Source organism: Arthrobacter sp. PL16 (genome assembly GCF_035985055.1).
Taxonomy (GTDB): Bacteria; Actinomycetota; Actinomycetes; order Actinomycetales; family Micrococcaceae; genus Arthrobacter_D; species Arthrobacter_D cheniae.
In genome coordinates, this window is record NZ_JAXCIC010000002.1 from 282,940 (window position 1) to 296,472 (window position 13,533).

11 protein-coding genes are annotated in these 13,533 nt (G+C 65.8%); 10 read left to right on the plus strand and 1 reads right to left on the minus strand.

Annotated elements, in window-relative coordinates; genetic code table 11:
• Positions 1 to 45: 45 nt before the first annotated feature.
• Positions 46 to 960 carry a formyltetrahydrofolate deformylase gene (gene purU / locus RCH21_RS05015; protein ID WP_326963451.1) on the minus strand — a complete coding sequence of 305 codons (915 nt, stop codon included), beginning with the start codon at positions 958 to 960 and terminating at the stop codon, positions 46 to 48.
• 121 nt (positions 961 to 1,081) lie between these two features.
• Here purU and RCH21_RS05020 point away from each other — a divergent pair, with 121 nt between their 5' ends.
• The 10 genes from RCH21_RS05020 (at position 1,082) to RCH21_RS05065 (ending at position 13,184) form a co-directional block, all read left to right on the plus strand.
• A complete protein-coding gene (locus RCH21_RS05020; RefSeq protein WP_326963452.1) occupies positions 1,082 to 1,759 on the plus strand; it encodes a GntR family transcriptional regulator in 678 nt (225 codons plus the stop codon).
• 192 nt (positions 1,760 to 1,951) lie between these two features.
• Positions 1,952 to 3,250 (plus strand): serine hydroxymethyltransferase, encoded by a 1,299-nt coding sequence (gene glyA, locus RCH21_RS05025; protein WP_326963453.1) that lies wholly within the window; start codon positions 1,952 to 1,954, stop codon positions 3,248 to 3,250.
• Complete coding sequence (locus RCH21_RS05030; RefSeq protein ID WP_442784667.1) at positions 3,247 to 4,467, plus strand: sarcosine oxidase subunit beta family protein; 1,221 nt, start codon at positions 3,247 to 3,249, stop codon at positions 4,465 to 4,467. The genes glyA and RCH21_RS05030 overlap by 4 nt, the downstream gene beginning before the upstream one ends.
• 14 nt (positions 4,468 to 4,481) lie before the next feature.
• Positions 4,482 to 4,892 carry a sarcosine oxidase subunit delta gene (locus RCH21_RS05035; RefSeq protein WP_326963454.1) on the plus strand — a complete coding sequence of 137 codons (411 nt, stop codon included), beginning with the start codon at positions 4,482 to 4,484 and terminating at the stop codon, positions 4,890 to 4,892.
• Complete coding sequence (locus tag RCH21_RS05040) at positions 4,889 to 7,831, plus strand: 2Fe-2S iron-sulfur cluster-binding protein (RefSeq protein WP_326963455.1); 2,943 nt, start codon at positions 4,889 to 4,891, stop codon at positions 7,829 to 7,831. The genes RCH21_RS05035 and RCH21_RS05040 overlap by 4 nt, the downstream gene beginning before the upstream one ends.
• Entirely contained in the window at positions 7,824 to 8,459 is a 636-nt protein-coding gene (locus RCH21_RS05045; protein WP_326963456.1) for a sarcosine oxidase subunit gamma, read from the plus strand. Before RCH21_RS05040 ends, RCH21_RS05045 begins: the two co-directional genes overlap by 8 nt.
• A gap of 118 nt (positions 8,460 to 8,577) precedes the next feature.
• Complete coding sequence (locus RCH21_RS05050) at positions 8,578 to 9,975, plus strand: L-serine ammonia-lyase (protein ID WP_326963457.1); 1,398 nt, start codon at positions 8,578 to 8,580, stop codon at positions 9,973 to 9,975.
• A gap of 341 nt (positions 9,976 to 10,316) precedes the next feature.
• Positions 10,317 to 11,516 carry a pyridoxal phosphate-dependent aminotransferase gene (locus RCH21_RS05055; protein WP_326963458.1) on the plus strand — a complete coding sequence of 400 codons (1,200 nt, stop codon included), beginning with the start codon at positions 10,317 to 10,319 and terminating at the stop codon, positions 11,514 to 11,516.
• Positions 11,513 to 12,472, plus strand: a complete 960-nt coding sequence (locus RCH21_RS05060; protein ID WP_326963459.1) for a 2-hydroxyacid dehydrogenase — start codon at positions 11,513 to 11,515, stop codon at positions 12,470 to 12,472. Before RCH21_RS05055 ends, RCH21_RS05060 begins: the two co-directional genes overlap by 4 nt.
• 85 nt (positions 12,473 to 12,557) lie before the next feature.
• On the plus strand, positions 12,558 to 13,184 hold the full coding sequence (locus RCH21_RS05065; RefSeq protein WP_120147351.1) for a TetR/AcrR family transcriptional regulator: 627 nt from the start codon (positions 12,558 to 12,560) through the stop codon (positions 13,182 to 13,184).
• The last annotated feature ends 349 nt before the right edge of the window (positions 13,185 to 13,533 follow it).

Sequence of the window (13,533 nt, forward strand, 5' to 3'; positions counted from 1 at the left end):
CTGCTGATGTTCGTGTGGTGGCTCTGCTGATATGGAAGTTCTTATTTACCGGAACACGACGGTGCTGGTCCGATCCAGCAGCACACGGTGCTCGCAGTGCCACCGCACGGCGCGTGACAGTGCCAGTGCTTCGGCGTCCTGGCCAACGGTGGAGAGGGCAGTCGGTCCATAGCTGTGGTCGACCCTGATGACTTCCTGTTCGATGATCGGACCCTCATCCAGTTCCGCAGTTACGTAGTGGGCCGTCGCGCCCACTAGTTTGACGCCCCGATCGTAGGCCTGGTGGTAAGGGCGTGCACCCTTGAATCCCGGAAGGAAGGAATGGTGGATGTTGATCGCCCGGCCTTCGAGAGCGCGGCAGAGGTCGTCGGACAGCACCTGCATGTACCGGGCGAGCACGACGAGGTCGATGTCATGCTCGTCCACCAGTTCCAGCAGGCGCTGTTCGGCAGCCGCCTTCGTCTCGGAGGTCACCGGAAGGTAGATGAAGGGGAGGCCGGCGGCGTCGGCCATGGCCCGATGGGTCTCGTGGTTCGAGACCACCAGGGCGATATCGCCCCCGAGGCTTCCGCCCCGCCAGCGGAAGAGCAGGTCGTTCAGGCAGTGGCCGAACTTGGACACCATCACGAGAATGCGTTGCTTCGTCTGGTCATGGAAACTGAACTTCATGTCGAAGCGGTCGGCGATCGAACGAAATTCCTCCTCAAGCCTCTCCGGGGTGTAGGCCGACGAGCCGGAAAAGGCGGAGCGCAGATGGAGTGTCTGTCGGAGGCCGTCATCGAACTGCTGGTGCTCGTCGATGTTGAAGCCACGTTCGAAGAGGAAGGTGGTCACGGCCTGGACGATGCCCGCCCGTTCAACGCACGACAGGGTGAGTACGAACTTCCTCGTCTGTTCCTCCAGGTGAACCTCCGACTGAGGCAACGTGCTGGTCGATGGGTCTGTCGCCACTAGGGTCATGTCCCCTCCTTTGAATATATGCCGCAACATGAGACTGATATATTAGAACTGACAGTGAGCGTATACTGGTCAGGAGTGAAGGTCAACAGCCTGTTGGCTCGAATGAGAAAGGGTCCACGCTATGGCTCACGAAGTTCTGGCAATCGCTGATGCGGCAAAGAGGTCGCTGGCCGAGGTGGCTTACGAGCGCATCCGGGACCGGCTGCTCATGCTGGACATCAAGCCCGGCGACCTGATCAATGACGACGACCTCGCCAAGGACCTCGGCGTGGGCCGGACGCCGGTGCGTGAAGCCCTGAAGCGGTTGGAGCTGGATCGCCTGGTGATCTCCTATCCGCGGAGGGGGACCTTCGCGACCTGGGTGGAGGTCACCGATCTCGCGTTCATCTCCGAGATCCGTACCCAGCTCGAGCCCCTTGCGGCCTCCCGGGCTGCGCGGGTGGCGACGCAGCCGGTGAGAGAGCAGTTGAGGGCTGTCATGCACGCTGTCGAGTCCTTCGACGCAAGTGCGGCGTCCGTCGTGGAGACCCTGCGCCTGGATGCCCGTGTGCACCAGGGCATCTACGCAGCCGCCGGCAATCCCCACCTCGAAGACGTCCTGATCCGCTACGACAACCTTGCGACACGGATCTGGTGCATGGTCCTGGATCGCCTTCCCGACCTGTCGCACCACGTGCATGAGCATGTGGACCTGCTCCGTGCCGTCATCGACGGGGACGAAGTCCGGGCCGGAGAGCTCGCGCGTCTCCACGTCAGCGGCTTCGAGCACGCTGTACGCGAGACCCTCTTCGCCGCCTAGGGCCGTTCTCCAGGGCAGGAATGGAGCCCTGCCCTGTAATGCTGCGTTCCACGTCCTCGTGAACTGTGCGTCTACTCCTGGCTCCGCCGGGGAGCTGCAGTCACCTGTTGACACCTCCCGCTGGAGGTATAATACTAGAATCACTCAACTAATATATCAACGGGATATTAGCTAGCAGACTTAGGAGAAACGATGGTCGACGTGTTGACCCGCTCGCTCGAAGAGACCGATCCTCTGGTGCATGCCGCTGTTCAGCAGGAACTGCTGCGCCAGCAGGGCACCCTGGAGATGATCGCCTCCGAGAACTTCGCGCCGACCGCGGTCATGGAGGCGCAGGGGTCCGTCCTGACCAACAAGTACGCCGAGGGCTACCCGGGCAAGCGCTACTACGGCGGATGCGAACACGTGGACGTGGTCGAGCAGCTCGCCATCGACCGCCTGAAGTCCTTGTTCGGCTCCGAATTCGCCAACGTGCAGCCTCACTCGGGGGCCCAGGCCAATGCAGCGGCGATGTTCGCCCTCATCCAGCCCGGGGACACGCTGCTCGGACTGAATCTCGCGCACGGCGGCCATCTCACCCACGGCATGCGCATCAACTTCTCCGGCAAGCTCTACAACATCGTCCCGTACGGAGTGCGTGAAGACGATTTCCTGATCGACATGGCCGAGGTCGAGCGCCTGGCGGTCGAGAACAAGCCGAAGCTGATTGTCGCCGGCTGGTCCGCGTACTCCCGGCAGTTGGACTTCGCCGAGTTCCGCCGCATCGCCGACCTGGTAGGCGCCTACCTGATGGTGGACATGGCGCACTTCGCAGGCCTGGTGGCCGCAGGACTCCACCCCAACCCCGTGCCTCACGCCCACATCGTCACGAGCACCACCCACAAGACCCTTGGTGGCCCGCGCGGTGGTGTGATCCTGACCAACGACGCCGGTATCGCCAAGAAGGTCAACTCCGCGGTGTTCCCCGGACAGCAGGGTGGTCCGCTGGAGCACGTCATCGCCGCGAAGGCTGTTGCCTTCAAGCTCGCTGCCGAGCCGGAGTTCCGCGACCGCCAGGAACGCACCCTCGAAGGAGCCCACATCATCGCAGAACGCATGCTGTCCGCCGATGTCGCAGAGTCCGGCGTGACCGTCGTCAGCGGTGGCACCGACGTGCACCTGGTCCTGGTGGACCTGCGCAATTCGGAGTTGGACGGCCAGCAGGGCGAGGACCGCCTGCACCGAATCGGGATCACGGTCAACCGCAACGCCGTGCCCTTCGACCCGCGTCCGCCGATGGTCTCCTCCGGTCTTCGGATCGGCACGCCGGCGCTGGCCACGCGTGGCTTCGGGAAGACGGAATTCACCGAGGTCGCGGACATCATCGCCGCAGCACTCAAGCGCGAGTTCAGCGACGAAACCGTGGCGGAACTCCGGCAGCGGGTCGAAATCCTGGCGGGGAAGTTCCCCCTCTACCCGAACCTCTCCTCCGACGCGACCGAGGTGGCATGATGGCCGATCTGCTTCCGGAGCACCCGGAATTCCTCTGGCACAACCCGACCCCCAAGAAGAGCTACGACGCCGTGATCGTCGGCGGCGGCGGGCACGGCCTGGCCACCGCCTACTTCCTGGCCAAGAACCACGGCATGACCAACATCGCGGTCCTGGAGAAGGGCTGGCTGGCGGGCGGCAACATGGCCCGGAACACCACGATCATCCGCTCCAACTACCTGTGGGACGAGAGCGCGGCCATCTACGAGCACGCCCTCAAGCTCTGGGAGATCCTGCCCGAGGAGTTGGAGTACGACTTCCTGTTCAGCCAGCGCGGCGTGATGAACCTCGCGCACACCCTGAGCGATGTCCGCGAGAGCATGCGCCGCGTCGGAGCGAACAAGCTCAACGGCGTGGACGCCGAGTGGCTCGACCCCCAGCAGGTCAAGGAACTGTGCCCCATCCTGAACATCAGCGACAACATCCGGTACCCGGTCATGGGTGCCACGTACCAGCCTCGCGCCGGCATAGCGAAGCACGACCACGTGGCCTGGGCCTTCGCCCGCAAATGCGACGAGCTCGGCGTGGACATCATCCAGAACTGCGAGGTCACCGGCTTCCTGAAGGACGGGAACCGCGTCGTGGGCGTCAAGACCAGCCAGGGGACCATCCACACCGAGAAGGTGGGGCTGTGCGCTGCCGGCCACAGCTCGGTCCTGGCCGAGATGGCCGGATTCCGGCTCCCCATCCAGTCCCACCCCCTGCAGGCCCTGGTCTCCGAACTCCACGAACCAGTCCACCCCACCGTCGTCATGTCCAACCACGTCCACGTCTACGTCTCCCAGGCCCACAAGGGCGAACTGGTCATGGGCGCCGGCGTCGACTCCTACAACGGGTACGGCCAGCGCGGCTCCTTCCACGTGATCGAACACCAGATGGCCGCCGCCGTCGAGCTGTTCCCCATCTTCGCGCGGGCACACGTACTCCGGACCTGGGGCGGGATCGTGGACACCACGCTCGACGCCTCACCCATCGTCGGCATTACCCCGGTGGACAACATGTTCGTCAACTGCGGCTGGGGCACCGGCGGCTTCAAGGGGACCCCCGCGGCGGGGCTCACCTTCGCCCACACCATCGCCACAGGAACACCCCACGAACTGAACAGGCCGTTCGCGCTGGAGCGGTTCGAGACCGGCGCCCTCATCGACGAACACGGCGCAGCCGCCGTGGCCCACTAGAAGAGAGTCCGGACATGCTCCTCATCTCATGCCCCAACTGCGGCTCCCGGGACGAGACCGAATTCCACTACGGGGGTCAGGCCCACGTGCCCTACCCCGAAAACCCGAACGAGCTGAACGACCGCGAATGGGCCGAGTTCCTGTTCTACCGCGACAACACCAAGGGTGCCTTCGCCGAACGCTGGCTCCACAGCACCGGCTGCCGCCAGTGGTTCAACATGCTCCGCGACACGGTCACCTACGAGATCCAGGCCGTCTACCCGATGGGCACGGCCCGTCCGGACGCAGCCGCCGCCGCGGCACCTGACTCCGGCACCGCCAGCACCGCCCCGGACAGCACCACCACCGGGACTACGGCCCCGGACATCTCCGGTACAAGCACGACCCCCGCCAGCACTCCCGCCCCGGAAGGAGCAACAACGTGACTTCCCACAACGCCCGCCTCGCCGCCGGCGGGCGCATCGACCGCACCATCTCCTGGCGTTTCACCGTGGACGGCGAGGAGTTCACCGGTCACCCCGGCGACACCCTCGCCTCGGCCCTGCTCGCCAACGGCCGCATCGCCGTCGGCAACTCGCTGTACGAGAACCGCGCCCGCGGCATAATGTCCGCCGGCGTGGAGGAATCCAACGCGTTGGTTCGTATCGAACCCCGATTCCCGGGCCACGTGGCCGAGTCCATGCTCCCGGCCACGACCGTCACCCTGGTGGACGGCCTGAAGGCAGAGCTGCTCAACGGACTGGGCAGGCTGGACCCGGAGGACGACCGCGCCGAGTACGACAAGAAGTACGTCCACACCGATGTCCTGGTCATCGGCGGCGGGCCTGCCGGCCTGGCCGCCGCCCGCGAAGCCGTCCGCAGCGGCGCCCGCGTCATGCTCCTGGATGACCAGCCCGAGCTCGGAGGGTCACTGCTGTCCGGGTCGACCGCCCCCGGGCTGGCCGAGTCGATCGAAGGCAAGCCTGCCCTGGAATGGGTGGCGGACGTCGAAACCGAGCTCGTTTCAGGCTCCGAATCCACCGTTCTCAACCGGACCACCGCGTTCGGCGCCTACGACGCCAACTACGTCATCGCCGTCCAGAACCGCACCGACCACCTGTCGAGCCCCGCCGCACCCGGCGTCTCCCGCCAGCGTATCTGGCACATTCGTGCCGCGCAGGTGGTGCTGGCCCCCGGCGCCCACGAACGCCCCCTGGTCTTCGAGAACAACGACCGTCCGGGCATCATGCTGGCTTCCGCCGTCCGCAGCTACCTCAACCGCTACGCCGTCGCCGCCGGACACCGCGTCGTCGTCAGCACCACGAATGACAGCGCCTACGCTTTGGTCGCAGACCTGCGCGCCGCCGGTGTCGAGATCGCAGCTGTCGCGGACGCCCGTCCGCAGCTCACCGATGTGGCTGCTGCCGCCGTCGCAGCCGGCACACGGGTGCTGATCGGCAGCGCGGTAGTCGACACTTCTGCGGACGGCACCGGTCGCCTGAACACCGTCACGGTCCGCGGCATCAACGACGACGGCGAACTCACCGCGCCGACCGAGCAGATAGCTTGCGATCTCCTGGCCGTCTCCGGTGGCTGGAGCCCGCTGGTCCACCTGCATTCGCAGCGGCAGGGCAAGCTGCGCTGGGACGACGAGCTGGCCGCTTTCGTGCCGAGCACGGTGGTCCCCAACCAGCAGACGATCGGTTCCGGCCGCGGCAGTTTCGACCTCGCGGATGTCCTGGCCGAGGGTATCTCCGCCGGAGTAGCCGCCGCCACGGCCGTGGGCTTCGAGTCGGCTACGCAGCCGTCCGTTCCCGGCGAGCCGAAGGCGTCCGCCCCGACCCGCCAGCTGTGGCTGGTCCCGGGTCAGACCGGCACGCCGGATGACTGGCACTCCCACTTCGTGGATTTCCAGCGCGACCAGTCCGTGGCCGACGTCCTGCGCTCCACCGGGGCGGGCATGCGCTCGGTGGAACACATCAAGCGCTACACCTCCATCAGCACCGCCAACGACCAGGGCAAGACCTCCGGCGTCAACGCGATCGGCGTCATCGCCGCCGCACTCCGCACGGCCGGTGAAGCGTCGCGGGGCATCGGTGACATCGGGACCACCACGTACCGTGCGCCGTTCACCCCGGTGGCCTTTGCAGCACTCGCCGGACGCCAGCGCGGTGAACTGTTCGACCCCGCCCGCAAGACGTCCATCCACCCGTGGCACGAGGCCAGGGGGGCCCTGTTCGAGGACGTGGGACAGTGGAAGCGCCCCTGGTACTACCTGCAGGCCGGCGAGGACATGGACGCGGCCGTGCTGCGCGAGTGCGCTGCCGTCCGCGACTCCGTCGGCTTCATGGACGCCACCACCCTCGGGAAGATCGAGATCCGCGGCAGGGACGCCGGTGAATTCCTCAACCGCATCTACACCAACGCCTTCAAGAAGCTCGCCCCGGGCTCTGCCCGCTACGGCGTCATGTGCACGGCGGACGGCATGATCTTCGACGACGGCGTGACCCTGCGTCTCGATGACGACCGCTACTTCATGACCACCACTACCGGCGGTGCCGCGAAGGTGCTGGACTGGCTGGAGGAATGGCTCCAAACCGAATGGCCCGACCTCGACGTGCACTGCACCTCGGTCACCGAGCAGTGGACCACGATCGCCGTCGTCGGGCCTCGATCCCGAGCGGTCATCGCCAAGCTCGCACCGGAACTCGCAGCGGATGGCGGGCTCGAGGCAGAAGCCTTCCCGTTCATGACCTTCCGAGAGACCACCCTCGCCTCCGGCGTGCAGGCCCGGGTCTGCCGGATCTCCTTCTCCGGCGAACTGGCCTACGAGATCAACGTGCCGGCCTGGTACGGGCTGAACACCTGGGAAGCCGTGGCAGCCGCCGGCGCTGAATTCGACATCACCCCCTACGGCACCGAGACCATGCACGTGCTCCGTGCCGAGAAGGGCTACCCGATCGTCGGCCAGGACACCGACGGCACCGTCACCCCGCAGGACGCGGGCATGGGATGGGTGGTCTCCAAGGCCAAGGAGTTTATCGGCAAGCGATCCTTCGCCCGGGCCGATGCCCAGCGCGAGGACCGCAAGCACCTGGTGAGCGTGCTGCCCGTGGATCGTGCCTTCCGGCTCCCCGAAGGCACCCAGCTGGTGGAGCACGGCATCGACGTCGACCCTGCCGCCGGTCCCGTGTCGATGCAGGGCTTCGTCACCTCCAGCTACTCCAGTGCCGCCCTGGGCCGGACCTTCGCCCTGGCACTGATCAAGAACGGCCGCAACCGTATCGGGGAGACCCTGGTGGCCGCCGCAGGTGACCAGCTGGTCGACGTCATCGTCGCCGAAACCGTGCTTTTCGACCCCGAAGGGACCCGCAAGGATGGCTAACACAGCAGCACTCAACGGCATTCATGGACTCCGGGACATCCGGCGCAGCCCTGCTTCCCACCTGGCCGCCGCGATGGAGGCTGGCTCCGTCGAGGGGACGGTGATCCTCGAGGAGGGCCCATTCCAGACCATGGTGGGCCTCCGCGTGGACCCCCGCTCCGAGGAGGGCGCACGGGTCGCCGCCGTGGCAGGCGGCCTGCCGACCCGCTGCGGTGGAGTGGGCGGCGCCGACGGCGTCAGCGTCCTCTGGCTGGGGCCGTCCGAGTTCCTGGTGGTCGCACCCGAAGAGGCCCACGACTTTCTCGGCGGCGACCTTATCGGTTCCCTCCACGCTGCCCTGGGCGAGTCACCGGGCCAGGTGGTGGACCTGTCCGCGAACCGCACCACCTTCGAACTTTCCGGCACCCGCGCCCGAGCCGTGCTGGAGAAGGGCTGCTCCCTGGACCTGCACCCCCGCGCCTTTCCTCCGGGAACAGCCCTGAACACCGAGGTGGGTAACATCCCGGTGGTCCTCGAGAAGACCGGTGAGGAAAGCTACCGGCTCTTCCCCCGCGCCTCCTTCGCGGACTTCCTGGGCCGGTGGCTCCTCGATGCGATGCGTGAATACGCCTCGCCCGAGGTCCCCTGACAGCGCTCAGCGTCCTGGATCCGCCTGCTGTGTTCCTCCGAGTCACGCGTCGGCGGGATGACCGACGCCCTTCCGACAGGATGTTCTGCCGGGCCATTGAGAACGAAGGAACGACAACATGGCTGTAGGAGTTTTCGACCTCTTCTCCATCGGGATAGGACCCTCGAGCTCGCACACCGTCGGACCGATGCGGGCCGCAGCAGTGTTCAGCGAAGAGCTGAAGGCCGCCGGCATCCTTGCCGATGTGGAATCACTGCGGGTCGACCTCTACGGGTCCCTGGCGGCGACAGGACACGGACACGGAACCATGACGGCGATCCTTCTCGGTCTCGAAGGTTTCCATCCGGAGCTGATCCAGCCCGAGGAAGTGGAGAAGCGGCTGGCAGCCATCGCCGGCACCGGCATTCTGGAGCTCGGTCAGGGCGTGTCCTTGCCCTACGGGGTCAGGGACATGGTCCTGCGCCCGCTGACGATCCTGCCGCGGCACACCAACGGCATGACGTTCACCGTCTACGGTTCGGCCGAGCAGGTCCTCCACGCGGCTACTTTCTTCTCGGTCGGCGGAGGTTTCATCGTGCGGGAGGGTGAGGAGGACGCCGCCCAACAGGAACTCGACACGTCGAAGAAGGTGCTTCCGCTACCGTTCCGCACCGCTGCGGAATTGCTGGAACACTGCCGTCGAACCTCTCTCGGTATCAGCGAGGTGATGTTGACCAACGAAAAGGACAGCCGCACGGAGGAGGAGATCCGGAAGGGCCTACTCCACATCTACTCGGTCATGGAAAGCTGTGCGGAGGTCAGCCTCACGCGCGAAGGGCTGCTACCCGGCGGGCTCAAGGTGCGTCGGCGCGCTCCGGACTGGCATGATCGCCTGCTCAAGGAGGACAAGGACCGCGACCCGAAGTACTGGCAGGAATGGGTCAACCTCATCGCCCTCGCCGTCAACGAGGAGAACGCATCCGGGGGCAGGGTGGTCACCGCGCCCACGAACGGGGCGGCGGGCATCATCCCGGCCGTGCTGTACTACGCCCTGCATTTCGCGCCCGGCATGCGGGATGCCGACCAGCAGGATCGTGACGACGTGGTGGTCAAGTTCCTCCTGACGGCTGGTGCCGTCGGAGTCCTCTACAAGGAACAGGCCTCGATCTCGGGTGCGGAAATGGGCTGCCAGGGCGAGGTGGGCTCTGCATCGTCCATGGCTGCTGCCGGCTTGGCCGAAGTGATGGGTGGCAGCCCGTCGCAGGTCGAGAACGCGGCCGAGATCGCGATGGAGCACAATCTCGGACTGACCTGCGATCCCATCGGTGGTCTGGTGCAGGTGCCCTGCATCGAGCGGAATGCCATTGCCGCGGCGAAGGCGATCAATGCCGCCAAGATGGCGCTCTGGGGAGACGGTATACACCGGGTGTCCCTCGACGAGGTCATCATCACCATGCGGGAGACAGGCAAGGACATGAGCTCCAAGTACAAGGAGACAGCCATGGGTGGGCTGGCCGTCAACGTCGTGGAGTGCTGAGCAGCAATGACAGGACATGGGAAGGTCGACGGTCGGGGTGCATACCCCGAACCACCTCCAGGAGCCCGTTTCCGGACACCGCGTGCGCGGCAACAGGTCACAGACTGTTGCGTCGCGCTCTCTGCCCTGTCCATCATGTCGGTTCTCCTGTACTTCACGGCGCAGTACAACGGCTGGTAACCGCGTAGGCCCGGAAACGGACCAGGAATCACGTCCCCAAAAAGGTCAGGGCTGTCGGTTCGGGAAAGGCACCCGTCAACCCTGCCCGACCGCCCCAATGCGCACAGCAGCGATCATTGCCGAAGAAGATCGATCACAATCTCGATGAGGAGTGGAACAGCATGCAGCAACTTGCGAACCGGCTCGAACGTCTGGGCACCGAGACCGCCTTCAGCGTCGCCCAGGCAGCGGCCGCCTGGAAGGCGAAGGGGAACCTCGTGTACCCCTTCCATCTCGGCGACATCAACATCCCGACGGCCCCGCACATCATCGAAGCCATGAACCGGGCCATCGCCGACGGCTACACGGGGTACTGCCCGGGCCCCGGTATCCCGCAGTTGCGCGAGGCACTCGCGGACGACATCGGGGCCCGCCGAGGTATCGAGTTCCTTCCTGACAACGTGGTCGTGATGACGGGAGGCAAACCCGTGATCACGAAATTCCTGCAGGCGGTCATGAACCCCGGCCAGGAAGTGCTCTATCCCAACCCCGGCTTCCCGATCTACGAATCGCAGATCGAGTACCTCGGCGGGACAGCGGTGCCGTACCGCTACCTGCCCACGAGCGAGGGCTTCGCGATCGATCTCGACCAGGTGCGCGCATCGATCACCCCGAATACCGTCGCGATCATCTACAACGACCTGCAGAACCCCATCTCGGCCGAGTCGACGTCGGCTGAGCGGGAGGCTGTCGCACAGCTCGCCCAGGAGCACGACCTCTGGGTACTCTCCGATGAGGCGTACTTCGAGACGCGCTACGAAGGTGTCTCCAGCTCCATCGCCTCGCTTCCCGGCATGATGGAGCGCACCGTGATCCTCTACACGTTCAGCAAGAAGTTCGCCATGACCGGATCCCGGTTGGGCTGCGCCGTCGCCCCGATCGAGATCGCCAGAATTCTCAGCACCCTCAACACCAACGATGAATCGTGCACGACGCACTACGTTCAATGGGCCGGCATCGAAGCACTCCGTGGCACCCAGGAGCCCGTACAGCAGATGCTTGACGTCCTGCGCGAGCGACGGGATGCCGCATGCGAACTCGTGAATGACATCTCCGGCGTGCAGGTCGCCGTGCCGACGTCGACGTTCTACCTCTTCCCCGACGTCACCGAGGCCATGCAGCGGATGGGATACACGGCAGTCGGTGATTTCGCCTCCGCAGCCCTGCGCGAGACCGGTGTCTCCTTCTGCACCCGTGAGCACTTCGGACGCCGCCAGCCCGGCGAAGAGCGGCAGTACATCCGGCTCGCCTACTCGGGCATCGACGTCGCCGGCATCCGCGAGGGCCTGGGCCTCCTGCGCAAGTGGATCGAGACGGCATGAGCCGGGTCGTCGTCACGGGACGGATACCCGAAGCCGCTGTCGAGAAGCTTCGCGCCGAGCACGAGGTCGATGCCTGGCAGGGGCCGGAGTCGATCGGCCGCGAGGAGCTCCTGCGCCGGGTTGCCGGGGCCCACGCCGTGGTGAGCCTGCTCACCGAACGCATCGACTCCGAGCTGCTCGACGCCGCCGGCCCGCAGCTCAAGGTGGTCGCGAACGTCGCCGTCGGCTACGACAACATCGACGTGGCGGCCTGCACCGAACGGGGCATCGTGGCCACCAACACCCCTGGCGTACTCACGGACGCTACAGCCGACATCGCGCTCGGCCTGATCCTCATGGCGACCCGCCGGCTCGGCGAGGGCGAACGACTCGTCCGCTCCGGCCGGCCCTGGACGTGGGGCATGTTCTTCCTGCTCGGTAGCAGCCTGCGCGGCAAGACCCTCGGCATCGTGGGCATGGGTGGCATCGGCCAGGCCACCGCGCGCCGGGCCAGAGCCTTCGGCATGGAGATCATCTACCAGTCGCGCAGTGAGATCGATCCCGGGATCGCCGCAGAACTGGGCGCCCGGCGCGTCGACCTCGACGAGCTGCTGAGCGTCTCCGACATCGTCTCCGTGCACTGCCCCTATGGGCCCGCCACCCATCACCTGATCGGCGCCGAACAACTCGCCATCATGAAGGATTCGGCCTACCTCATCAACACCGCCCGCGGACCCATCGTCGATGAAGCAGCCCTCGCTTCTGCCCTGGGCGACGGACAGATCGCCGGCGCCGGACTCGACGTCTACGAGAACGAGCCCCGCGTGCACCCTGGATTGCTCGAGCTCGAGAACGTTGCGCTCGTCCCACACCTCGGATCCGCCACCGTCGAGACCCGCACCGCCATGGCGATGCTCGCAGCAGACAACACCCTCGCCGTACTCAGCGACCAACGACCACCCGCGCCGATCAACTAGAGGGAAGGCGGCTGATGCCGGCGGCAGCCGCGGAACCAGGTGCATTCGGGATGCACCCTTCCGGGTTTCGCCATAGTCTGGCCGGGTGGATACAAGGACCGTGAACCCAGGCGAACAGGTTGACAGGCAGTCCCGCATCCTCGAGGCGGCGCTGACCGTACTGTCACGACATGGCATCTCAGGTGTCAGCATGCGCGCTGTGGCTCGTGAGGCCGATGTGGCACTGGGACTCGTGAATTACTACTACGAGGACAAGGCAAGCCTGATCCGGGCGATCCTGCACCGGATCGATGAGCACGACCGGATGCTCGTCGAGCCAGACCCGGGCTCGCCGCCGGACGAACAACTCCGCAACGCCCTACGACGCGTTGCGGGCGCCGACCTCCTGACCACTCCTTACCTGTCCCTGCGTCTCCACCTGTGGGCTCTCGCGCAGGCCCACGAGGATTTCGCGCTGATCAATGCGACGGCGTTCGACCGGTATCTCGACGCGCTCGCGACGCTCATCGGCAATGCCAACACCGGGCTCACCCGCGCCGAGTGCAGGGAGCGTGCAGATGACATCGTCGTCATACAGAACGGCATGTGGCTGACGGCGCTCCTCGGCATCGACAAGGCAGCCATCCAGAGAAGCATCCTCCGCACCGAACACATCGCCTTCGCCGGTCAAGGAGCGAACGAGCACGACCCGGACAGACCGCGAGAATCCTGACCACCGTCGCACCGGGCGGATGGGGCCTCATGGCCGAGATTGAACATTTGTTCAGTAGAATTATTGAACAGTTGTTCAACCTGAACTACTGTACGTCGTATGACCTACGCCACAGTCCTCCGGTTCCCGTCCGACGGACGTCGACCCCACCGACACCTTGGGCCGGTACGCCTGTCCGAGGACTTCGGCGCCCCGTCCCGGCTGCAGGGTCGGCTGCACGGTCGGCTGCGCGGTCGATAGCGCGGATCTGAACCCTCCGGACCATCCCTTCATCCAGACACCTTCCTGCGCCGGGACTCACGGACCGGGGCGCGCCGGTGGTGCGGGCCCACCCGTCGCCATGAACTCC